The sequence below is a fragment of the Streptomyces liangshanensis genome, from assembly GCF_011694815.1.
In the GTDB taxonomy this organism is placed as follows: domain Bacteria; phylum Actinomycetota; class Actinomycetes; order Streptomycetales; family Streptomycetaceae; genus Streptomyces; species Streptomyces liangshanensis.
Map to the genome: position 1 here is coordinate 3,192,796 of NZ_CP050177.1, position 21,298 is coordinate 3,214,093.

Annotated in this window: 16 protein-coding genes; 8 read left to right on the forward strand and 8 right to left on the reverse strand. The window is 71.6% G+C overall.

Features of this window, described 5'->3' with window-relative positions; genetic code table 11:
* Positions 1-172 precede the first annotated feature (172 nt).
* The 4 genes from HA039_RS13715 to HA039_RS13730 all read left to right on the forward strand — a co-directional run bounded on the left by HA039_RS13715 (position 173) and on the right by HA039_RS13730 (position 5,620).
* Positions 173-1,486 carry a sensor histidine kinase gene (locus HA039_RS13715; RefSeq protein ID WP_167028721.1) on the forward strand — a complete coding sequence of 438 codons (1,314 nt, stop codon included), beginning with the start codon at positions 173-175 and terminating at the stop codon, positions 1,484-1,486.
* Positions 1,487-1,676: 190 nt separating this feature from the next.
* Complete coding sequence (locus HA039_RS13720; RefSeq protein ID WP_279592881.1) at positions 1,677-2,336, forward strand: response regulator transcription factor; 660 nt, start codon at positions 1,677-1,679, stop codon at positions 2,334-2,336.
* 223 nt (positions 2,337-2,559) lie between these two features.
* On the forward strand, positions 2,560-4,524 hold the full coding sequence (locus HA039_RS13725; protein ID WP_167028724.1) for a 2-oxoacid:acceptor oxidoreductase subunit alpha: 1,965 nt from the start codon (positions 2,560-2,562) through the stop codon (positions 4,522-4,524).
* The gene (locus HA039_RS13730; protein ID WP_167028727.1) at positions 4,517-5,620 is read left to right on the forward strand and encodes a 2-oxoacid:ferredoxin oxidoreductase subunit beta; all 1,104 of its coding nucleotides are present in this window, start codon (positions 4,517-4,519) and stop codon (positions 5,618-5,620) included. Before HA039_RS13725 ends, HA039_RS13730 begins: the two co-directional genes overlap by 8 nt.
* A 73-nt stretch (positions 5,621-5,693) precedes the next feature.
* Here the strand turns inward: HA039_RS13730 and HA039_RS13735 are convergent, their stop codons facing one another.
* Complete coding sequence (locus HA039_RS13735; RefSeq protein ID WP_167028730.1) at positions 5,694-6,092, reverse strand: winged helix-turn-helix transcriptional regulator; 399 nt, start codon at positions 6,090-6,092, stop codon at positions 5,694-5,696.
* A 112-nt stretch (positions 6,093-6,204) separates the two neighbouring features.
* On the opposite strand from HA039_RS13735, the gene HA039_RS13740 reads away from it, so the two are divergent.
* Both HA039_RS13740 and rarD read left to right on the forward strand, forming a co-directional pair.
* Positions 6,205-7,074: an SDR family oxidoreductase gene (locus HA039_RS13740; protein WP_167028733.1), complete on the forward strand. Its 870-nt coding sequence runs from the start codon at positions 6,205-6,207 to the stop codon at positions 7,072-7,074.
* Between the two features lie 221 nt (positions 7,075-7,295).
* Positions 7,296-8,270 (forward strand): EamA family transporter RarD, encoded by a 975-nt coding sequence (gene rarD, locus HA039_RS13745; protein WP_243870093.1) that lies wholly within the window; start codon positions 7,296-7,298, stop codon positions 8,268-8,270.
* Here rarD and HA039_RS13750 read toward each other — a convergent pair.
* On the reverse strand, positions 8,243-9,709 hold the full coding sequence (locus HA039_RS13750; RefSeq protein WP_167028739.1) for an MFS transporter: 1,467 nt from the start codon (positions 9,707-9,709) through the stop codon (positions 8,243-8,245). The two genes, rarD and HA039_RS13750, sit on opposite strands and share 28 nt — an antisense overlap.
* Before the next feature lie 157 nt (positions 9,710-9,866).
* On the opposite strand from HA039_RS13750, the gene HA039_RS13755 reads away from it, so the two are divergent.
* Entirely contained in the window at positions 9,867-10,328 is a 462-nt protein-coding gene (locus HA039_RS13755; protein ID WP_167028742.1) for a winged helix-turn-helix transcriptional regulator, read from the forward strand.
* 96 nt (positions 10,329-10,424) lie between these two features.
* Here HA039_RS13755 and HA039_RS13760 read toward each other — a convergent pair whose 3' ends face one another.
* Complete coding sequence (locus HA039_RS13760; protein ID WP_167028745.1) at positions 10,425-12,533, reverse strand: glycosyl hydrolase family 28-related protein; 2,109 nt, start codon at positions 12,531-12,533, stop codon at positions 10,425-10,427.
* Positions 12,534-12,949: 416 nt separating this feature from the next.
* Here HA039_RS13760 and HA039_RS13765 point away from each other — a divergent pair, with 416 nt between their 5' ends.
* A complete protein-coding gene (locus HA039_RS13765; RefSeq protein ID WP_167028748.1) occupies positions 12,950-14,311 on the forward strand; it encodes a M28 family peptidase in 1,362 nt (453 codons plus the stop codon).
* A gap of 108 nt (positions 14,312-14,419) precedes the next feature.
* Here the strand turns inward: HA039_RS13765 and HA039_RS13770 are convergent, their stop codons facing one another.
* The 5 genes from HA039_RS13770 to HA039_RS13790 form a co-directional block, all read right to left on the reverse strand.
* Positions 14,420-16,264 (reverse strand): trypsin-like serine protease, encoded by a 1,845-nt coding sequence (locus HA039_RS13770; RefSeq protein ID WP_167028751.1) that lies wholly within the window; start codon positions 16,262-16,264, stop codon positions 14,420-14,422.
* A gap of 303 nt (positions 16,265-16,567) precedes the next feature.
* Positions 16,568-17,443, reverse strand: coding sequence for an ABC transporter permease (locus HA039_RS13775; protein WP_167028754.1), 876 nt, complete (start codon positions 17,441-17,443; stop codon positions 16,568-16,570).
* Complete coding sequence (locus tag HA039_RS13780) at positions 17,430-18,368, reverse strand: ABC transporter ATP-binding protein (RefSeq protein ID WP_167028757.1); 939 nt, start codon at positions 18,366-18,368, stop codon at positions 17,430-17,432. Before HA039_RS13780 ends, HA039_RS13775 begins: the two co-directional genes overlap by 14 nt.
* A 135-nt stretch (positions 18,369-18,503) precedes the next feature.
* Entirely contained in the window at positions 18,504-19,775 is a 1,272-nt protein-coding gene (locus HA039_RS13785) for a LolA family protein (RefSeq protein ID WP_167028760.1), read from the reverse strand.
* Between the two features lie 138 nt (positions 19,776-19,913).
* A complete protein-coding gene (locus HA039_RS13790) occupies positions 19,914-20,924 on the reverse strand; it encodes a polyprenyl synthetase family protein (protein WP_167028763.1) in 1,011 nt (336 codons plus the stop codon).
* Between the last annotated feature and the right edge of the window lie 374 nt (positions 20,925-21,298).

Here is a 21,298-nt window from a genome sequence, read left to right on the forward strand (position 1 = left end):
GCACGCGGGGGCTCCGGGGGGGCGGGGTAGGGAAAACCCCAGGGTCAAGAGGGCTACCGGCCTCATGGTGGCGCGGACGGCGGGGCCGGAGCATGGAGGCATGGGAGTACAGACCTCAGCCGCACCGGCACCCGCACCCGCACCCGCACCGCTCGCAGATCGGAACCCCACCATGGCCGTCGACCACGGATCGCCCGCGCGGCGCCCCCTCGTCCCCCCGGTGCTGCGCGCGCCGGTGGAGGGCCGGACCTGGCGCGAGTTCGGGTACCTGATGCTCAGCCTGCCGGTCGGCGTGGTGTTCTTCTCCTACGCCCTGACGATGTTCGTCGCCGGTGTGGGCCTGCTCATCACCTTCCTCGGGGTGCCGCTGCTGGCGGTCGGGCTGGCCGGCTGCCGAGGCCTCGGCCACGTGGAGCGGGCGCGGGCCCGGGCGCTGCTGGGGATGGACATCCGCGACCCGGAGCCCGTGCGCGGCGGGAAGCCGGGGCTCATGGGGTGGGTCGGCGGGGTCCTCAAGAGCGGGGTCTCGTGGCGGCACCTGGTCTACGCGCTGGTGCACTTCCCGTGGGCGGCGTTCGCGTTCACGGTGGCGCTGGCGTTCTGGGCGACGGCGTGGTCGCTGTTCCTGTACCCGCTGTGGCAGTGGGTCTTCCCCCGCTACCTGAACCAGCCCGGGATCAGCTTCACGGGGGACATCGACGGCCGGGGCTTCGCCCTCGACACCCCCTTCGAGATCGGCGTGACCTGCGCGGTCGGCCTGGTGCTCGTGCTGGCGACCCCGTGGCTGGTCCGCGGTCTGACGAGCGTGGACCGGCTGCTGGTCGCCGGGCTGCTCGGGCCGTCGAGGATGGCGGCCCGCGTCACGGAGCTGGAGTCGGACCGGGGGGTCGTCGTGGACACGGCGGCGGCCGACCTGCGCCGTATCGAGCGGGACCTCCACGACGGCGCGCAGGCCCGGCTGGTGGCGCTGGCCATGGACCTGGGGCTGGCGAAGGAGAAGCTGACGGAGGACCCCCGGGCGGCGGCGCGGATGGTCGACGAGGCGCACGGCGAGGTGAAGACCGCCCTCCAGGAGCTGCGTGACCTGGCGCGCGGCATCCACCCTGCGGTGCTGACCGACCGCGGCCTGGACGCGGCCCTGTCGGCCGTCGCGTCACGCTGCACCGTGCCGGTACGGGTGGAGGTGGACCTGCCGGCGAGGCCCGCGGCGGCCATCGAGGGGATCGCGTACTTCACGGTCTCCGAGCTTCTCCAGAACGTGAGCAAGCACAGCGCGGCGCGCACCGCGTCGGTGGACGTGTGGCGGTCGCGGGACCGGCTGATGCTCCAGGTCGCGGACGACGGCAGGGGCGGCGCGGACGCGTCCGGGGGCAGCGGCCTCGCGGGGCTGGCGGAGCGGCTGGACGCCGTGGACGGGGTCCTCGCCGTGGACTCCCCGGTGGGCGGGCCGACGACGGTCACGGCGGAGCTGCCCTGGCGCGGCTGAGCCGCCGGGTCGGCCGGCCTGGGGATCCGTGCCCGCGCGGACCCCACGCCCTGACGGATGCGCGTCTGTGCGCGTCCCGTGCTCGACGGATTCGCCCAGGTGCGCGCGGAGCCGTACGGATACTGGGATGCTGGAGGGCACAGGGGCGTACATCAACAGGGGGAGCGACATCGTCGTGGTGGAGGACAGGGTGCGGGTCGTCATCGCCGAGGACTCGGTACTGCTCAGGGAAGGCCTGACGCGGCTGCTCACCGACCGCGGACACGACGTGGTCGCCGGGGTCGGGGACGGCGAGGCGCTGGTCAAGACCGTGGGTGACCTGGCGGCGCAGGGGGCGCTGCCGGACGTGGTGGTCGCGGACGTGCGGATGCCGCCGACCCACACCGACGAGGGCGTCCGGGCGGCCGTACGGCTCCGCAAGGAGCACCCCGGCATCGGGGTGCTGGTCCTGTCGCAGTACGTGGAGGAGCAGTACGCCACCGAACTGCTGGCCGGCAGCAGCCGGGGCGTCGGGTACCTGCTCAAGGACCGGGTCGCCGAGGTGCGGGAGTTCGTGGACGCCGTGGTGCGGGTGGCCAGGGGGGGTACGGCGCTGGACCCCGAGGTGGTGGCGCAGCTGCTCGGCCGCAGCCGGAAACAGGACGTGCTGGCCGGGCTGACCCCCCGCGAGCGTGAGGTGCTCGGTCTGATGGCCGAGGGGCGTACGAACAGCGCGGTCGCCCGGCAGCTCGTCGTCAGCGACGGCGCCGTGGAGAAGCACGTGAGCAACATCTTCCAGAAGCTCGGGCTCTCCCCCAGCGACGGGGATCACCGCCGGGTCCTGGCCGTCCTGACGTACCTCAGGAACTGACCGCGGGACGCGGGACCTAGGCCCAAAGGACCAGAGCCGCACGGCGTCCGCGAGGCGTGACCGTAGGGACAAAGTAGGTCATACGGTGACATCGCAGCGTCTTACATCCACGTCCGCCATACGATCGGTCCAGGGTAGGTGACCCTTACCGACGTAGGGTGGCCTCCGGGACTGCCGGGCAGCCGGTGGTCGCGAGCCGCCGCCTCGAGGGAGGTCCAGTTCAGTGACCAGCCAGGTCAGTAGCCCAGCCGAGCGTGCCGATGGCGCCGACGACGTCAGTGAGGGCGCCGTGGGGGAACAGCGCGCCGCGCTGCTCGCGCCGGAGGGTGAGGGCACGAAGGAAGTCCGCCGTCTGGACCGGGTGATCATCCGCTTCGCGGGTGACTCGGGCGACGGCATGCAGCTGACAGGTGACCGCTTCACGTCGGAGACGGCGTCGTTCGGGAACGACCTGTCGACCCTGCCGAACTTCCCCGCCGAGATCCGGGCGCCCGCCGGGACCCTGCCGGGTGTCTCGTCCTTCCAGCTGCACTTCGCCGACCACGACATCCTCACCCCGGGCGACGCCCCGAACGTGCTGGTCGCGATGAACCCGGCCGCGCTCAAGGCGAACATCGGGGACGTGCCGCGGGGCGCCGAGGTCATCGTCAACACCGACGAGTTCACCAAGCGCCCGATGGCGAAGGTCGGCTACGACGTCTCGCCGCTGGAGGACGGGTCCCTGGACGGGTACCAGGTCCACCCGGTGCCGCTGACCACCCTGACGATCGAGGCGCTCAAGGAGTTCGGGCTCTCCCGCAAGGAGGCCGAGCGCTCGAAGAACATGTTCGCGCTCGGGCTGCTGTCGTGGATGTACCACCGGCCCACCGAGGGCACCGAGCGGTTCCTGCGCGCGAAGTTCGCGAAGAAGCCGGAGATCGCCGAGGCGAACGTGGCCGCGTTCCGGGCGGGCTGGAACTTCGGCGAGACCACCGAGGACTTCGCGGTCAGCTACGAGGTCGCCCCGGCCTCGACCGCGTTCCCGACCGGCACGTACCGCAACATCTCCGGGAACCTCGCCCTGTCGTACGGCCTGATCGCCGCCGCGCACCAGGCCGAGCTGCCGCTCTACCTGGGCTCGTACCCGATCACCCCGGCCTCGGACATCCTGCACGAGCTGTCCCGGCACAAGAACTTCGGCGTACGGACCTTCCAGGCCGAGGACGAGATCGCCGCGATCGGCGCCGCGCTGGGGGCCGCGTTCGGCGGTTCGCTCGCGGTGACGACCACCTCGGGCCCCGGCGTCGCGCTCAAGTCGGAGACGATCGGCCTCGCGGTCTCCCTGGAGCTGCCGCTGCTGGTGGTCGCGATCCAGCGGGGCGGCCCCTCGACCGGCCTGCCGACCAAGACCGAGCAGGCCGACCTCCTCCAGGCGATGTACGGGCGCAACGGCGAGGCGCCGGTGCCGATCGTCGCGCCGCAGACCCCGGCGGACTGCTTCGACGCGGCGATCGACGCCGCCCGGATCGCCGTCACGTACCGCACCCCGGTCTTCCTGCTCTCCGACGGCTACCTCGCCAACGGCTCCGAGCCGTGGCGGATCCCGGAGATCGAGGAACTGCCCGACCTGCGGGTGGCGTTCGCCTCCGGGCCGAACCACGAACTCGCCGACGGCACCGAGGTGTTCTGGCCGTACAAGCGCGACCCGAAGACGCTGGCCCGCCCCTGGGCCGTCCCCGGCACCCCCGGCCTCGAACACCGCATCGGCGGCATCGAGAAGCAGGACGGCACGGGCAACATCTCGTACGACCCGGCGAACCACGACTTCATGGTCCGTACGCGCCAGGCGAAGATCGACGGCATCGAGGTGCCCGACCTGGTGGTGGACGACCCGGACGGCGCCCGCACGCTGGTGCTCGGCTGGGGGTCCACGTACGGGCCGATCACCGCCGCCGTGCGCCGGCTGCGCAAGGACGGCGAGGCGATCGCGCAGGCGCACCTGCGCCACATCAACCCGTTCCCGCGCAACCTCGGGGAGATCCTGGCGCGGTACGACAAGGTCGTCGTGCCCGAGATGAACCTCGGCCAGCTCGCCACGCTGCTCCGGGCGAAGTACCTGGTCGACGCCCACTCGTACAACCAGGTCAACGGCATGCCGTTCAAGGCGGAGCAGCTCGCCACGGCTCTCAAGGAGGCCATCGATGTCTGAGGCTCAGGCGCAGGCTCATGTGCACGCCCAGGCGAACGAGCTGCTGACGCTCGTCCCGCCGGCCCAGGGCAAGCAGTCCATGAAGGACTTCAAGTCGGACCAGGAGGTCCGCTGGTGCCCCGGCTGCGGTGACTACGCGGTCCTCGCGGCGGTCCAGGGCTTCATGCCCGAACTGGGCCTGGCCAAGGAGAACATCGTCTTCGTCTCGGGCATCGGGTGCTCCTCCCGCTTCCCGTACTACATGAACACGTACGGGATGCACTCCATCCACGGCCGCGCCCCGGCCATCGCCACGGGCCTCGCCACCTCGCGCCGCGACCTGTCGGTGTGGGTCGTCACCGGGGACGGCGACGCGTTGTCCATCGGCGGCAACCACCTGATCCACGCGCTGCGGCGGAACGTCAACCTGAAGATCCTGCTGTTCAACAACCGGATCTACGGGCTGACGAAGGGCCAGTACTCCCCCACCTCCGAGGTCGGGAAGATCACCAAGTCGACGCCGATGGGGTCGCTCGACGCGCCCTTCAACCCGGTGTCGCTGGCGCTCGGCGCGGAGGCGTCCTTCGTGGCCCGTACGGTCGACTCCGACCGCAAGCACCTCACCGAGGTGCTGCGCCAGGCCGCCGACCACCCGGGCACGGCGCTGGTGGAGATCTACCAGAACTGCAACATCTTCAACGACGGCGCGTTCGAGGTCCTCAAGGACCGCGAGCGGGCGCAGGAGGCCGTGATCCGGCTGGAGCACGGGCGGCCGATCCGCTTCGGGGCGCCGCTGGAGAACGGGCTCGGGTCCAAGGGCGTCGTCCGGGACATGACCTCCGGGGACCTGGAGGTGGTGACCGTCACCGCCGAGAACGAGGCGCGGGTGCTGGTCCACGACGCGCACGCGGCGAGCCCGACCACGGCGTTCGCGCTGTCCCGCCTCGCCGACGCGGACACCCTGCACCACACGCCGATCGGGGTGCTGCGCAGCGCGCGGCGCCCGGTGTACGACACGTTGATGTCGGACCAGCTCGACCGGGCGGTCGAGCGGCAGGGCAAGGGCGACCTGGCGGCGATGCTGGCCGGGGGCGACACCTGGACGGTCGCGGGCTGAGCCCGCCGTTCCTCGGCGCTTCACCCGGGGCCCGGACCTCTCAGGAGGTCCGGGCCCCGTCGTACGTCTCGCGCTACGAGGTCCGGGCCTCGTCGTACGTCTCGCGCGCCGCCTCGACGTCGCCCAGCCGGCGTTCCGTCCAGCGGGCCAGGCCCCACACCTGCTCGGCGGCCTCGCGCCCCAGGTCGGTGAGGCTGTAGTCCACGCGGGGCGGGATCACGGGCTTGGCGTCGCGGTGGACGAAGCCGTCGCGCTCCAGGGTCTGGAGGGTCTGGGCGAGCATCTTCTCGCTGACCCCGCCGACCGTGCGCCGCAGCTCGCTGAAGCGGTACGAGCGCTCCAGCAGGTTGGCCAGGACCAGCACACCCCAGCGCGAGGTGACGTGCTCCAGCACGAGCCGGGAGCCGCACATGGGCTCGTTGACGTTCGCCCGGGGCGGCCGGGCGTCCAGATCCACTCCGCTTACTGTCATGTCAGTACCTTACTTGAAAGTGGGTACTTTCCCCAGGAAAGTACCGCCCCTAGGGTGAGTGTGCAGAGCACGACGGAGCATACGCAATCACCCGAAAGCGAGCGGACCCCCCATGAGCATTGTTGTCACCGGAGCCACCGGCCACCTCGGCCGCCTTGTCGTCCGGTCCCTGCTGGCCTCCGGCACGGCGCCCGGCGACATCGCCGCCGTGGTGCGCGACAAGGAGAAGGCCGCGGACCTGGCGGCGGCGGGCGTGGCGTTGCGGGTCGCCGACTACGACCGGCCCGAGACGCTGGCGGACGCGTTCAGGAGCGGCGACCGGGTCCTGCTGGTCTCGGGCAGCGAGGTCGGACGGCGGGTCCCGCAGCACACCGCCGTGATCGACGCCGCGCGGGCGGCGGGGGTCGCGCAGCTCGCGTACACCAGCATCCTGCGCGGCACCGGCTCCGACCTCCAGCTGGCGGCCGAGCACCAGGTCACCGAGCGGCTGATCGTCGACTCGGGGCTGCCGTACACCCTCCTCCGCAACGGCTTCTACCACGAGGTCTACACCGAGGCCCTGGCCCCGGTCCTGGAGCACGGGAAGGTGGTCCACAGCGCGGGCGACGGGCGGATCGCCACCGCGAGCCGCGCGGACTACGCGGCCGCCGCGGCCGCGGTCCTGACCGGCGAGGGGCACCTGAACCGGACGTACGAGCTGAGCGGCGACACCGCCTGGTCCTTCGCGGAGTTCGCCGCGGAGCTGTCCCGGCAGACCGGCCGCACGATCACGTACGACAACGTGCCGGCCGAGGTGTACGGGGAGATCCTCGGCGGCGCGGGGGTGCCGGCGACGTTCGTCCCGATCCTCGTGGACCTCGACGCCGGGATCGGGCGGGGGCAGATCGCGGACGTGACGGGGGAGCTGGCCGGGCTCATCGGCCGCCCGACGACGCCGCTCGCGGAGAGCGTGGCGGAGGCGCTGGCGGGGCGCGAGGGGTGACGCGGGGCGCGCGGGCCTGACGTACGCGCACCCGGGTGTCATGACCGTATGGCGACACGGGCATGACACCCGGGCCCCCTCGGCGCTACCTTCGTCGGGATGTCGCGCGTGAGGTGGGGGCCGGGCCGGTGAAGACGCAGGTGAACACGCAGGGGAAGTCGCGGGGAAGAGCGGGGGGCGAGCAGCGGACAGGGCTGCTGTACGGGTTCGGCGCGTACGGGATGTGGGGGCTCGTCCCGCTCTTCTGGCCGCTGCTCAAACCGTCCGCGGCGCTGGAGATCCTCGCCCACCGGATGGTGTGGTCGCTGCTGTTCGTCGCCGTCGCGCTGGTGGCGCTGCGCCGCTGGGCCTGGATGAAGGACCTGGTGCGCCGGCCGAAGAAGCTGGCGCTCGTCGCGGTCGCGGCGAGCGTGATCAGCGTCAACTGGGGCCTCTACATCTGGTCGGTCAACTCCGGCCACGTGGTGGAGGCGTCGCTCGGCTACTTCATCAACCCGCTGGTGACGATCGCGATCGGCGTGCTGCTCCTCAAGGAGCGGCTGCGGCCCGCGCAGTGGGCGGCGGTGGCCATCGGGGTGCTGGCCGTCCTGGTGCTGGCGATCGGGTACGGGCAGCCGCCGTGGATCTCGTTGACGCTGGCGTTCTCGTTCGCGACGTACGGCCTGGTCAAGAAGAAGGTCAACCTGGGTGGCCTGGAGTCGCTGGCGGCGGAGACGGTGATCCTCTTCCTGCCCGCGCTGGGGTACCTGGTGTGGCTCCAGGTCCGGGGGACGGCGACCTTCGGCGCGGAGGGGGCGGGGAACGCGCTGCTGCTGGTCTCGACGGGCCTGGTCACCGCCGTGCCGCTGGTCTGCTTCGGGGCGGCGGCGATCCGGGTGCCGCTGTCCACGCTGGGGCTGTTGCAGTACCTGGCGCCGCTGTTCCAGTTCGCCCTGGGGGTGGCGTACTTCCACGAGGCGATGCCGGCGGAGCGGTGGGCCGGCTTCTCGCTGGTCTGGCTGGCGCTGACGATCCTGACGTGGGAGGCGCTGCGGACGGGACGCAGGGCGCGGGCGGAGAGGGCGCGGCTGGCCGAGGCGGTGCGGGTGGCTGCGGGTCCGGCGGGAGGTTCGGCCGGGACCGGGGGCGAGGCCGGCGCGGGGGGTCGTGCGCCCGCCGGGGCGTCCGGTCAGGGGGCCGTCGAGCCCGCCTCCTGACGTCCCGCGGTGGCCGGCGGCGCGGGCGGGCGGGGGGCCCGCAGGCCCGTCGCCGTGACCACGGCCCCCAGCGCCACCATCACCACCGGGACGACCAGCGCCGCGCGGTACGCGCCCAGCGTGTCCGCCGCGGAGCCGTCGCCGCCCGCGACGGCGATGCCGTACACCGCCGTCACCGCCGAGATCCCGACCGCCGAGCCGAACTGGGTCGCGGTCGCCAGCAGGCCGCCCGCGAGGCCCTGTTCCTCCGGGGCCACCCCGTCGGTCGCCGCGATGGTCAGCGGACCGTACGCCAGCGCGAACGCCGTACCGGTCAGGATCAGGGTCGGGAACATCGCCCCGTACGACCAGTGCGCGCCCACGGGCAGGAACAGCCCGTACGACACGGTCGCCAGCACGAACCCGCCGAGGATGACCCGTACGGTCCCGAACCGGCCCACCAGGCGCGGGGTGAGCGTCGGCGCGAGGACGGCGTCGATGCCGAGGACCACCAGGGCCAGCGCGGTCTCCAGGGCGGACCAGCCGCGCAGCTCCTGGAGGTAGAGCGTCAGGATGAACTGGAAGCCGAAGAACGACCCCACGAACAGCAGCGCCCCCAGGTCGGCCCGTACCGTCGCCGCCCGCCGGAGGATGCCGAGGCGCACCAGCGGGGCCGTGGCGCGCCGCTCGACCACGGTGAACAGCCACACGAGCAGCGCCCCGGCGGCGAACACGCCCAGGGTCAGGCCCAGGCCCGAGCCGCCGTGCTCCAGCCGGACGATCCCGTACGCGAGCAGCAGCATCGCCCCGGCCGCCGTCGCCGCGCCCGCCGGGTCGAAGCCCCCGGGCCCCCGTACCGGAGGCGTGTCGGCGGCCGAGCGCGGCAGGACCCGTACGGCCGCGAGCAGCAGGGCGCCCGCCAGGGCGACCGGGGCGAAGAACACCCAGCGCCAGCCCAGTTCGGTGAGCAGGCCGCCGATGACCAGGCCGAGCGAGAAGCCGCCGCCGGCCGTGCCGGCGAAGACGAGGAGCGCCTTGTTGCGCCGCGGGCCCTCCTCGTACGACGTGGTGATGATCGACATCGCGGCGGGCGTCATGAAGGCGGCGGCCACACCGGTGACGAAGCGGGCGACGATCAGCGTCCAGCCCTCGGTGGCGAAGCCGCCCACGCCGGAGAAGAGGAGGAAGACCGTGAGCCACCCGAGGAACATCCGGCGGCGGCCGAGGAGGTCGGCCGCGCGCCCGCCGAGCAGGGTGAAGCCGGCGTAGCCGAGGACGTATCCGCTGACCACCCAGGCCGCCGTGCCGGTCGACAGGCCGAGGTCGGCGCGGATGGAGGGGACGGCCACGGCGAGCATCGCGATGTCGATGCCCTCCAGGAAGATCGTGCCGCAGAGGACCAGCAGGAGGGCCCAGTCCCGCCGGGACAAGGCCGGGGAGGAGGGGGCGGGGGAAGGCATGACGGACTCCTAGGGCAGCGCGAAGCGGCCGACGCGGCAGGAAGGCAGGCAGAGGGGCTGGGCGCGAGGGGGGGAAGGGAAGGGAAGAAGGCGGTTACCGGACCGGGGGTCGGTTCCTTCTTGTTACCACCCAGATCCTGCGGCACCATGGCACGCCATGGAAGAAGGCACTTCGAAGTCACCGACGCACTGCGGCGGCACCGGCCCCTCGTTCGACTACGGCGACGCGGATCCCTTCCAGTGGGACACCCGCGAGGACTGCGAGGTGCGGCAGATCCTCGACCGGATCGGCGACAAGTGGTCGCTGCTGGTGATCGCCCTGCTGGACCTGCGCAGACTGCGCTTCACGGAGTTGCGCCGGGAGATCGACGGCATCAGTCAGCGCATGCTCACCGTCACGCTGCGCCAGCTGGAGCGGGACGGGCTGGTGGAGCGGACGGTGTACGCGGTGGTGCCGCCCCGGGTGGAGTACGAGCTGACCCCGCTGGGCCGCACGCTGCACACGACGATCCGCGCGCTGGTGTCGTGGACCGAGGAGCACCGCTCGGAGGTCGCGGCGGCGAGGCAGGCGTACGACGCGCGGACGCCGGCGCCCGGTTCGCTGTCCGCGTCCGCGTGACGTCACGTACCGGGAACGGGCCGACGGGCCGCCCGGGTGGTTCCGGGCGGCCCGTCGGGTGTCATTCCGCTGCCTGCGTGCGCGGGTGACGATCCGTCACCAGGTCGTGGGCGCCGGGGGTACGACCACCGGCGGGCGGTCGTCGCAGGTGATGGTGTTCGGGAGTTCCCAGGGGGCCAGCCAGGGGCCCGTGGTGCCGCCGCCGTCGTTGCCGCCCAGGTCGGTCAGGGCGAACTCCGAGCCCGCCGGGGTGAAGTTGAACGAGCCGCAGTTGTTGACGCCCACCGCGCCGACGTTGCGGGCGTCGACGTTCTCGAAGGACGCGGAACCGGCCACGCGGGCGCTGACCACCGAGGTGCCCGTGCCGTCGACCCGGATGTCCTTGAAGCGGACGTTCTTGATCGAGTAGAGGTCCTTCACCGGGAAGTCGCTGACCAGCATGATCGCGTTGTAGGTGCTGTCCAGGTAGTGGTCCCCGGTGACCTGGATGTCCGCGTCGATGTCCTTGTCGAGGGCGTAGAACCAGATGGCGCCGAGGCCGATGTTCCAGTTCAGCTCGTACGTGCCCGCGCGGACCGTGGTGTTGTCGGTGATCCGCAGCTTCCCGGCGAACGCCTCGGCGCCGAAGCGGGAGCCGACGTGGATCGCGCTGCCCTCCCGGACGGGGTCGGCGACGAGGTTGCCCGAGACCGTGAGGTCCGTACCGCCGTAGATCGCGATGCCGTTGGCGAGCACCGGCGACTGGACGGTGTTGTGGGAGAAGGTGTTGTTCGCGTTCGACGTCTTCTCCGACCACATCGCGAGGCCGTCGTCGCCCGAGTTGCGGACGAAGTTGTTCGACACGGTCGAACGGGTCACGCCCGTGTGGAAGTTGAGGCCGTCGGCGATCTGGTCGACGATGACGTTGTTCGTCACCCGCGTGTTGGTCATCGGGCCGTCGAACCACAGGCCCACCTTGGTGTGGCGGATGTAGAGCCCGTCGATCGTCGAGTCGCTCATCGCGCCGCCGACGCCGTTGACCTGGTCGGTGTCGATCCGCTCGCGGACGTCCCCCTCGATCGCGAAGCCGGACAGGTGGACGTTACGGCTGCCGCCCGCCGCCGCGTCCTTGCCGTAGAAGCCGACGCCGGTGTGCACCGAGCCGTCGGGGGCCGGGGTGCTGAGCGCCACCTCACGGCCCTTGAAGATCGTGTACCAGCTGCCCGCGCCCTCGATCGTCACGTCGTCCACGACGATGTGCCGGTTCACCTGGTACGTGCCCGGCGGGACGTACACCTTGAGGTGCGCGCGCTTGGCGAAGGCGATCGCCCGGTCGAGCGCGGGGGCGGAGTCGCGCCGGCCCGAGGGATCGGCCCCGAACGCCAGCACGTTGGCGGCGTCGAGCCGGACCCGCGGCGCGCCGACGAGCTGCGAGTCGAGCAGGTCGACCACGGTCCAGGCGGCCTTGCTGCCCGCGGGGACCGTCAGCCGTACCTTGTCGCCCGCGCGGTACGTCTTCCCGAGCAGGAGGCGCTGCTCGTCGTAGAAGTGGTTGGGGCGGAACGGCTTGCTGATCACCGGCGCCGGGGTGGTGGCGCTGGGCACGCACGCGCACTCGGTGATCCACCAGTCGGGGTGCAGCAGGTCGGCGCCGGGGTCGTTGGAGAACGGGTACTGGTTGTAGAGCCACGCGTACTGCGAGGTCAGCGTGAGCGTCGAGCGGTTCTTGCCGTTGACGGTGACGTCGAGGGGCGCGGTGATGCCGCCGCCGCCCGGCGCGTCCGGGATGCTGTAGCGCACGTTGATCGCGTTGGCCGCGCGCGGCAGGGTGAACTCGACGTACTTGCCCGGGGTCAGCCGGACCGCCTGCCGGCCCGAGGCCTCGGCGGGGAGGGTGTAGGCGGTACGGTCCGGGCCGATCACCGTGCCGTTGGTGGCGGCGCTCTCCGCCTCCTGCTCGGCGAAGTCCACGTCGGCGCCCCGGCCCGCGACGAGCGACGGGGCGAGGGCGGCGCGGGTGACGGCGGGGGTCCCGCCCGTGGTCTTCGCGGCGGCTCCGGTGACCCCGGCCGCGCCCGCCCCACTGCCGGGGCGCGCCACCGCCGTACCACCGGCCAGGACACTCAGGCCGACCGCGGCCGCGGTCATCGACGCGACCACCACCGCCGCCCGCCGCGGGGGTCTGCCGGACCGGCTCGCGCCGGCACCTCTGATGCTCCACGACATCGAAAGCTCGTTTCTCTCGGGAGGCTCCACAGCCGAACGCTCCACGGCGCGGACACGCGGCGGGAGCGGCCACCATGAGGGTGAGGTGACATTAGGACCCGGGCCCCTGTCTCCACAAGGTTTCTGCGAACTCATTTCGTCACATTGCAGTGCAGCTACGTCAGTTCGTTGGTTTCTTGCGTCGAGTGCCTTAATTCATTGCGAAGCCGCCGGGGCCGCGGGACGACCGCGGACGTCGTCCGTTCAGCGAACAGCCCTGTCCGGTTTGCGCTCTTGACGTTGTGTGAGCCTCTCCCCCACCATTCAGCACGCACCGCCACACACAGCACACGCACAGCTCCAACGCCCCACGTCACCGTTGTCGTGGGGCGCAGTCACGTTCCGTCCCAGTCCCGTTCGGAATCCGGAGCCCCCACATGAAACTCTCCGTTCACGGAGTGCCTCACATATCCGTCCGCACGGCGGTCACCGCCGGACTCGCCCTGGCCGGGCTGCTGGCCACCGGCGCGAGTGCCGCGACCGCCGCCCCCACGGCCGCGCCGGCCGGACAGAGATCCGCGGCGGCGGCCGCGCTCGCGGCCCCCGACATCCCGCTCGCCAACGTCAAGGCGCACCTGACGCAGCTGTCGTCGATCGCCGCCGCCAACGGCGGCAACCGCGCCCACGGCAGGGCCGGTTACCTCGCGTCGGTCAACTACGTGAAGGGCAAGCTGGACGCCGCCGGATTCACCACCACCGTGCAGCAGTTCACCTCCGGCGGCGCCACCGGCTACAACCTGGTGGCCGACTGGCCCGGCGGGGACCCGAACCAGGTCATCATGACCGGCTCGCACCTCGACTCGGTGACGGCCGGCGCCGGCATCAACGACAACGGCTCGGGTTCGTCGGCCACCCTGGAGACCGCCCTCGCGGTCGCACGGGCCAACTACCAGCCCGTGAAGCACCTGCGGTTCGCCTGGTGGGGCGCGGAGGAGCTGGGCCTCGTCGGCTCCCGGTACTACGTCAACAACCTGCCGACCGCGGACCGGAGCAAGATCAAGGGCTACCTGAACTTCGACATGCTCGGGTCCCCCAACCCGGGGTACTTCGTCTACGACGACGACCCCACGATCGAGCAGACGTTCAAGGACTTCTACGCCGGGCTCGGTGTCCCGACGGAGATCGAGACCGAGGGCGACGGCCGCTCCGACCACACCCCGTTCAAGAACGTCGGCATCCCGGTCGGCGGCCTCTTCGCGGGCGCGGACTACATCAAGACCGCGGCGCAGGCGCAGAAGTGGGGCGGCACCTCGGGCCAGGCGTTCGACCGCTGCTACCACTCGTCGTGCGACACGACGGCGAACATCAACGACACGGCGCTGGACCGCAACAGCGACGCCGTCGCCTACGCGGTCTGGGGCCTCTCGGGCGAGACGCCCGAACCGCCGGCCGGCACGGTCTTCGAGACCCTCACCGACGTGGCGATCCCCGACAACGGCGCGGCCGTCACCTCGCCGCTGACCGTCTCGGGCCGCACCGGCAACGCGCCCACCGCGCTGAAGGTCGGCGTCGACATCAAGCACACCTGGCGCGGTGACCTGGTGGTCGACCTGGTCGCCCCGGACGGCACGGCGTACCGCCTCAAGGCGTCCAGCAGCAGCGACTCGGCGGACAACGTCATCGCCACGTACACCGTCAACGCGTCCTCGGAGGCGGCGAACGGCGTCTGGCGCCTCAGGGTCCAGGACATCGCGTCCTCGGACACGGGCTACATCGACAGCTGGAAGCTGACCTTCTAGCCGTACGGGACACAGCGACCCCCCGGCAGAGCGACCACCCGGCAGAAGGAGGCCCCGCACACCCGAGGACGGGTGTGCGGGGCCTCTTCAACGTCCGGCCGGGGTCCCCTAGCCGAACACGTTGTACTGGTTCCAGCCGCCGCCGATCCTGATGCGGTCGGCCCAGATCCCGGTCGTCGCCTTGCCCGTGCCCTTGTAGAGCCACAGGACGCCGCCGGTGTCACGGACCAGCAGGTCCGCGATGCCGTCGTTGGTCTGGTCGCCGGTGGTGACGAGCTTGTCGTACGACCAGCCGGTCCGCACCTGCACGCGGGCGGAGAACGGCGCGGACGCCGAGCCGGTGCCCTTGTACAGGTAGACGATCTTGTTCTTGCCCTTGGCGATCAGGTCCACCTGGCCGTCGCCCGTGAAGTCGCCGTGGCCCACGACCGAGTTGTACTGGGTCCAGCCGCTCTTGTTGATCGTGGTACGGGTGCCGAAGCCGCCGTTGCCGTTGCCCGGGTACAGGTAGAGCGCGCCCGCGGTGTCGATCGACAGCAGGTCGGGCTTGGCGTCCCCGGTCACGTCGCCCGGCGTGATGATCGCGACGCGGGTCTTCCAGCCGGTGAAGAGCTTGGTCGTGACCCACTTGTCGGAGGACGGGGTGTAGTGCAGCCAGGAGATGGTGCCGTCGGTCGCGCGGAGGACGAAGTCCTCGAAGTCGTCGCGGTTGAGGTCCGTCTGGAGGACGACGTTGTACCCGCTCCACGAACCGAGGTTCTGCTTGGCCGCGAAGGTGGTGCCCTTGGAGTCGTACTCGTACCCGGTGCCACCGCTCGTACGGACGAACAGGTCGGACTTGTTGTCGGCGCTCAGGTTCGCGTCGTCGATGCGCATGTTGAGCTGGCCGACGTAGGTGCTCACCTTGGTGAACACGCTGTACGCGCCGGCCTCGACGCAGTCCTCGACACCCCACGACACCACGCCGACGAGCTTGCCGCCGACCACGAGCGGACCGCCCGAGTCACCGTTGCAGGCGCTGACCGTTCCGGTGTCGGAGCCGGAGGCGGGCTTGCCCGCGCAGATCATGTGGCCCTTGATGTAGTCGCTGCCGTACGCGCTGGTGCAGGTCGCGTCCGCGTTGACCGGCAGGGTCGCCGTCCGCAGGGTCTCCGAGATGTCGTCGCTGGTGGAGCTGGTCCGGCCCCAGCCGTACACCTTGGCCTGGGTCCCGGCCTTGTACGAGGTGGTGTCGGTCGACTTCGTCACCGGCAGCGGGGTCGCCTTGACCGGCACGCCCAGCGTCAGGATGGCGATGTCGTTGTCGATCTTGGGGTCGTTGTACGTGGGGTTGACCCACTGGCGCCACACGCCCACGACGGTGCCGCCGTGGAAGTCGGTGTTGCCGTTGGCGTCGGTCGTCGGCAGCTGGGACGTACCGACGATGACGGCGCCGAACTTGTTCCAGTTGGTGCCCACGGCGCAGTGCGCGGCCGTGATGACCTTGGTCGGCGCGACGACGGTGGCTCCGCAGAAGAAGCTGTCGTCGTCGACCGTGTTGGCGGTGCCCTTGTCGTCGTAGTACCAGAGCTGCGCCATCCACGGAGCGCTGGTGATCGAGGTGGTCACCCCGCCGATGATCTTCGGGTCGACCTTGCCGGTCACGGCACCGGTCTTCGCGGTGCCGGACGTGGCCGTACCGGCCTTCGCCGTACCGGTCTTCGCCGACAGCTCGGTCTTCCGCGAGGCGGAGACGTCCACCGCGTCGGCCCGGACTGCGTCCGTCACCCGGGCCGTCAACTGGGCCACGCTCGCCACGCTGGGGCGCGCGGCGCTCGCGAGCGGCTGCGGCTCCGTGGCCTGGGCGGGGGCGAGCAGGAAGGCCCCGGCAACACCCACCGCGAGCGCGACCGCCGCGGTGGGTATGACGATCCGTGCCTTGCGTCTGTGCTTACGGTCCTTGCCTGCGAACACGCATGACTCCTGTCCGTGTACCCGCACGGCGCGCCTGTCGCGCCGGCAGGAGGGATGCGCGAGGACAGGGGAGAAAGAAAGGGAACGGATCAGAGGCAGCGCTGAGCTTGCCGTCCGCACGGCGGACGCGACCCGAAGAGGTGGCCCCCCACCCACGGCTGCGTGATCCTATGACTTATCCGCAGGCTTTCACCAATGCTTTACGGCGACTTAAGCTGGATTCTGGCGGGAATTGACCCTTCGTTGCCGGACCGTGACGTCCCGGACCGTTCCGTCAGGCCGCGTCGGCGTGGGACTCCGCCCTCAGACCGTGATGTCCTTTGTGGTGAAGCGGGCCCAGGACGCCGCGCCGAATACCGCTACGTACAGGACCTGGAGTTCCAGGTTCTTGGTGATGTCGGTCCAGTAGAGCGGTTCTCGCAGGATGTCCGCGAAGGACAGCCAGTGGGTGGGGAACAGGTAGGGCTGGATTCCGTGGAGTTGGGGGATCGCGCCCAGGATCTGGACCGTGATCAGCAGGCCGACCGTGGCCGCCATCGCGGCGATGCCGCTGTTGGTCAGGGTGGAGAGGAACAGGCCGAGCGCCGCGATGCCGGTCAGGGAGGCGGCGACGAGCAGGGCGATCAGGACGGCTCTCAGCAGGCCCTCGCCGAACGAGATGCGGGTGCCCGAGATCGTGGTGACCTCGCCGAGGGGGAAGAGCAGGGCGCCGACCAGGAGCGCGGAGAGTGCCACGACGAGGGTCGCGACCAGGCAGAACGCCAGCGTGGAGGCGTACTTGGCGAGCAGCAGCCGGGTACGGCCCGCCGGGGCGACCAGCAGGTAGCGCAGGGTGCCGCCGTTGGCCTCCCCCGCGATCGCGTCGCCCGCCACGACGCCGACCGCCATCGGCAGGAAGACGGGCAGGGTCGCGGCGAGGGCCGCGAAGACCAGGAACAGGCCGTTGTTGGTGACCTGGGTGAGGAAGGCGGGGCCGCCGCCCCCTCCCCCGCCGCCGACCGAGCCGTCGTCGCTCGTCTCGATCTTGACGGCGATCCCGATGAGGACGGGGACGGCCGCCAGCACGCCGAGGAGGGCGAGGGTGCGCCAGCGGCGGAGGGTGGTGGTCAGTTCGCTGCGGAACAGGCTCAGGATCCACCACGGCGAGGGGGTGAGCTCCGCCGTTTCAGCCCGCGACATCGAAGCCCTCCCCCGTCAGCGCCACGAAGGCGTCCTCCAGCGAGGCGCGTTCGACGCCGAACGCGCGCACCCGCACCCCCGCCCGTACCAGCGCCGCGTTCAGGTCCGCCGGATCCGCGTCGGGCGGCGGCGGGTCCGCGCTCACCTTGTCCTCCGCCACCACCACCCCGGTCAGGCCCAGCTCCTTGAGCACCCGCGCCGCGTCCGCCGGGTCCGGGGTGACCACCGCCAGCCGGCCCCGCGTCCCGGCCGCCAGCTCGGCGACCGGCCCCTGCGTGATCAGCCGGCCCTGTGCCATCACGGCCGCGTGGGTGCACACCTGCTCGATCTCGTCGAGGAGGTGCGAGGAGAGGAAGACCGTCGTCCCGTCGGCGGCCAGCTCCCGTACCAGCGTCCTGATCTCCCGCATGCCCTGCGGGTCCAGGCCGTTCGTCGGCTCGTCCAGCACCAGCAGGCGGCGCGGCCTGAGCAGCGCCGCCGCCAGCCCGAGCCGCTGCTTCATCCCCAGCGAGTACGCCTTGGCCTTCTTGCTCCCGGCCGCCGTCAGCCCGACCCGGTCCAGGGCCGTGGCGACGCGGGCGCGCCGGGTGCGGGGGTCGGCCGTCGGGTCGGCGGAGTCGTACCGTACGAGATTGTCCCGGCCGCTCAAGTACCCGTACAGCGCCGGGCCTTCGATGAGGGCGCCCACCTCCGGGAGGACCGCGCGGGCCGCGCGCGGCATCCGCTGCCCGAGGAGGGTCGCCGAACCGGCGGTCGGCTCGATCAGTCCCAGCAGCATGCGGATGGTCGTCGTCTTGCCGGACCCGTTGGGCCCGAGGAAGCCGAAGACGGTGCCCGCGGGCACCGCCAGGTCCAGCCGGTCGACGGCGAGTTGGCCGCCCCGGTAGCGCTTGGTGAGACCGCGTGTCTCGATGACGGTGGTCATCGCGCACCCCGCTCCTGTGGTCCGGCCGGTCGGGTGGGGGTCGCTCAACGTGCCGCCCCGCCGTACGAAGCGTACGACGGGGCGGTACGGGCGGGTCGTGCGTGGCGATCGCGGAGTCGTACGGTCGCCTCGTAACTACTTGGCGGAGTTCGCCGCCTTGACGAGCGTGGCGGGGGTCACCGCGCCGACGTAGATCTTGCCGTCGTCCGTCATCAGGGCGTTGACCAGGCGCGTCTTGTAGACCGTGCCCGAGCCGAACTTCCCGGTGACCTTGTCGCCCAGGGCGTCCAGGAAGCCCTGCGCCTCCTTCGGCAGCCCCGCGGTGTCCTTCGCGGTGGGCGCGCCGTCCGGGGACGTGAACGCGTACACCGAACTCCAGCCCTTCCCGATCACGGTCGGGGGCGTGGCCTTCCCGGCGCCCTCGCGGCCCTCGCCGCCCTTCGGGAGCTTCGGCGCGGCCGCGTCACCGCGGTGCGCCTCGTCGCCCTGCGTGACCTTCGCGCCCTTCGGCGGGGTGAAGTCGAACGTGGAGGCGGCCGGCTTGGCGAAGTCGACCTGCGTGAAGCCGACATCGACGACGGCCTTGCCACCGCTGCTCGGCGCGAGGGTGAACTTGAGCGGGGTGCCGGTCTTGGCGTCGACCGCGATCTTGACGGACTCGACCGTCGAGCCGCTCTGCTTGGGCTTGAGGACCAGGCGGTACGCCTCGCGCCCCGCGACCCGCGCGGTGCCCTCGACGGTGACCGACGTCGTGTCGCCCGCCGCCGCGAGCGCCTGCTCGGCGAACTCCTTCGGGGTCGCGGGGACGTCCTTGCCGTCCGTACCGCCGAACCCCTTGCCGGGGTGCCCGGAATCGCGGGCGCCCTTGCCCTTGCTCTCGCCGGACGTCGCGTGGAAGGCGGTGTTCGAGGCGCTGTCGTACGCCCAGACCTCGTCCCCGTTGTGGATGAGGCTGTACTCGGCCGCCTTCTCCAGGATCGACACCCGCTGCTTGTCGGGGCCGTCCACCGCCACCCGCAGGGTGTGCGTACCGGAGGCGAGCTCCGTCAGCTTGCTGCTCGGGTCGGCGGAGGACGGCGAACTCCCGCCGCCCGCGCCGCCGTTCGGGGCGAGGGAGCCGCCCGCCAGGCCCCCGAGGCCGGCCAGCGAGGGCAGCCCGAGGTCGGTGCTGATCTTCACCGAGCCGGAGAGCCGCTGGGTGTCGGAGGCGGCGATGCGCTCGATCAGCTCCTGTGCGCTGATCTTCGGCAGGCTCGGGTCACCCTGGGCGGCGAGGGCCGGTACGAGACCGATCGTCGCCGCGGCCACGCCGATCACCGCGACCGGGACCACATACCGCGCCGCCCTGCGGCGGCCGGTACCGAGGGTGTCCTCCTCGGTGATGTGCGCGCTCTCGTTCGGTGCCATGTGTGCCCTACCTCCGGGTCGGCGGTGCTCTCGGTCTTTCTCCATCTCACCAAATCGGCGGTGCGTAAGCGTCAGTCCGCGGGAGCAACTTGTCGTACTGCTGAGGGATGACACCCCCGGGCGCGACCCGTACGGGGGTCAGCCCGCGCGGTGCACGACCGCGTCGCACAGCTCCACCAGCGCCGACTTCGCGTAGCACTCCGGCAGCGGGGCCAGGGTGGCGCGCGCCGCCTCCGCGTACCGCACGGTGTCGCGGCGGGCCTGCTCCATCGCCGGGTGGGCGCGCAGCAGGCGCAGGGCCTCCGCGAGACGGCCGTCGTCCGAGAGGTCGCCGTCGAGCAGCGCGACCAGGTCGAGGTCCGCCTGCTTGCCGTGGGCCTCCGCCTGGGCGCGCAGGAGCAGCACCGGCAGCGTCGGGATGCCCTCGCGCAGGTCGGTGCCGGGCGTCTTGCCGGACTCGTGGGAGTCGCTCGCGATGTCGAGGACGTCGTCGGCGAGCTGGAAGGCCACGCCGAGGCGCTCGCCGTACTGCGTGAGGATGTCCACGACCGACTCGTCGGCGCCGGACGTCAGGGCCCCGAAGCGGCCGGAGACGGCGAACAGGGCGCCGGTCTTGCCGGCGAGCACGTCCAGGTAGTGGCTGACCGGGTCGCGTCCGTCGCGGGGGCCCGCCGTCTCCAGGATCTGCCCCGTGACCAGCCGCTCGAAGGCCTCCGCCTGGATGCGGACGGCCTCGGGGCCGAGGTCCGCCAGGATGTGGGAGGCGCGGGCGAAGAGGAAGTCCCCGGTGAGGACGGCGACGGAGTTGCCCCAGCGGTTGTTGGCGCTGTCCACGCCCCGGCGTACGTCCGCCTCGTCCATCACGTCGTCGTGGTAGAGCGTCGCCAGGTGGGTCAGCTCGACGACCACGGCCGCCGGGACGATGCCGGGCGCGTACGGGTCGCCGAACTGGGCGGCGAGCATCACGAAGAGCGGCCTCAGCCGTTTGCCGCCGGCGCGCACCAGGTGCTGGGCGGCCTCGGTGATGAAGGAGACCTCGCTCTTGGTGGCGTCGAGCAGACCCGCCTCCACGGCCGACAATCCGGCCAGGACATCGGCTTCAAGAGCCGGGTCCCGCACGCTCAGCCCGAACGGCCCGACGACGGTCACGAGGGGTACTCCTGTCTGCTGACGCTCACGCTGATTGTCGATGTGTCGCTGTCCTCACTCAAGTCAGCGTATCCGGTCGGCTTTCGATCACCATGGGCGCCTTCCCGGCACCGCCGGTATGTTCGTGATCCGTCGTACGACCGGGAGTAGGAGCTTTGTCCGGGCTTCGTCCGTGCCCCGTCCGGGCTGCGCCCGGAAACCCTGGGCGGCCGGGAAAGCGGGCCGCCGGGACCGGCCGTACTCCCGGGGCTACCGACGGTACGGAGGGCGGGCCGGGCGGACCGCCCCGTACTTCCCCCCCGCCCCACCTCGCCCTTTCCGGGCATCGCGGGCCTTTCACCACTGCCGCCGCGGGGTGGCGCCGACGTAACGTG

Bases quoted from the DNA above. Each gene is read 5' to 3' on its own strand.
- rarD (WP_243870093.1), top strand. From the start codon at position 7,296: ATGTGGGGGCTCGTCCCGCTCTTCTGGCCGCTGCTCAAACCGTCCGCG.
- HA039_RS13735 (WP_167028730.1), bottom strand. From the start codon at position 6,092: ATGACAGTAAGCGGAGTGGATCTGGACGCCCGGCCGCCCCGGGCGAAC.
- HA039_RS13715 (WP_167028721.1), top strand. From the start codon at position 173: ATGGCCGTCGACCACGGATCGCCCGCGCGGCGCCCCCTCGTCCCCCCG.
- HA039_RS13765 (WP_167028748.1), top strand. From the start codon at position 12,950: ATGAAACTCTCCGTTCACGGAGTGCCTCACATATCCGTCCGCACGGCG.
- HA039_RS13760 (WP_167028745.1), bottom strand. From the start codon at position 12,533: ATGTCGTGGAGCATCAGAGGTGCCGGCGCGAGCCGGTCCGGCAGACCC.
- HA039_RS13740 (WP_167028733.1), top strand. From the start codon at position 6,205: ATGAGCATTGTTGTCACCGGAGCCACCGGCCACCTCGGCCGCCTTGTC.
- HA039_RS13730 (WP_167028727.1), top strand. From the start codon at position 4,517: ATGTCTGAGGCTCAGGCGCAGGCTCATGTGCACGCCCAGGCGAACGAG.
- HA039_RS13785 (WP_167028760.1), bottom strand. From the start codon at position 19,775: ATGGCACCGAACGAGAGCGCGCACATCACCGAGGAGGACACCCTCGGT.
- HA039_RS13775 (WP_167028754.1), bottom strand. From the start codon at position 17,443: ATGTCGCGGGCTGAAACGGCGGAGCTCACCCCCTCGCCGTGGTGGATC.
- HA039_RS13755 (WP_167028742.1), top strand. From the start codon at position 9,867: ATGGAAGAAGGCACTTCGAAGTCACCGACGCACTGCGGCGGCACCGGC.
- HA039_RS13780 (WP_167028757.1), bottom strand. From the start codon at position 18,368: ATGACCACCGTCATCGAGACACGCGGTCTCACCAAGCGCTACCGGGGC.
- HA039_RS13750 (WP_167028739.1), bottom strand. From the start codon at position 9,709: ATGCCTTCCCCCGCCCCCTCCTCCCCGGCCTTGTCCCGGCGGGACTGG.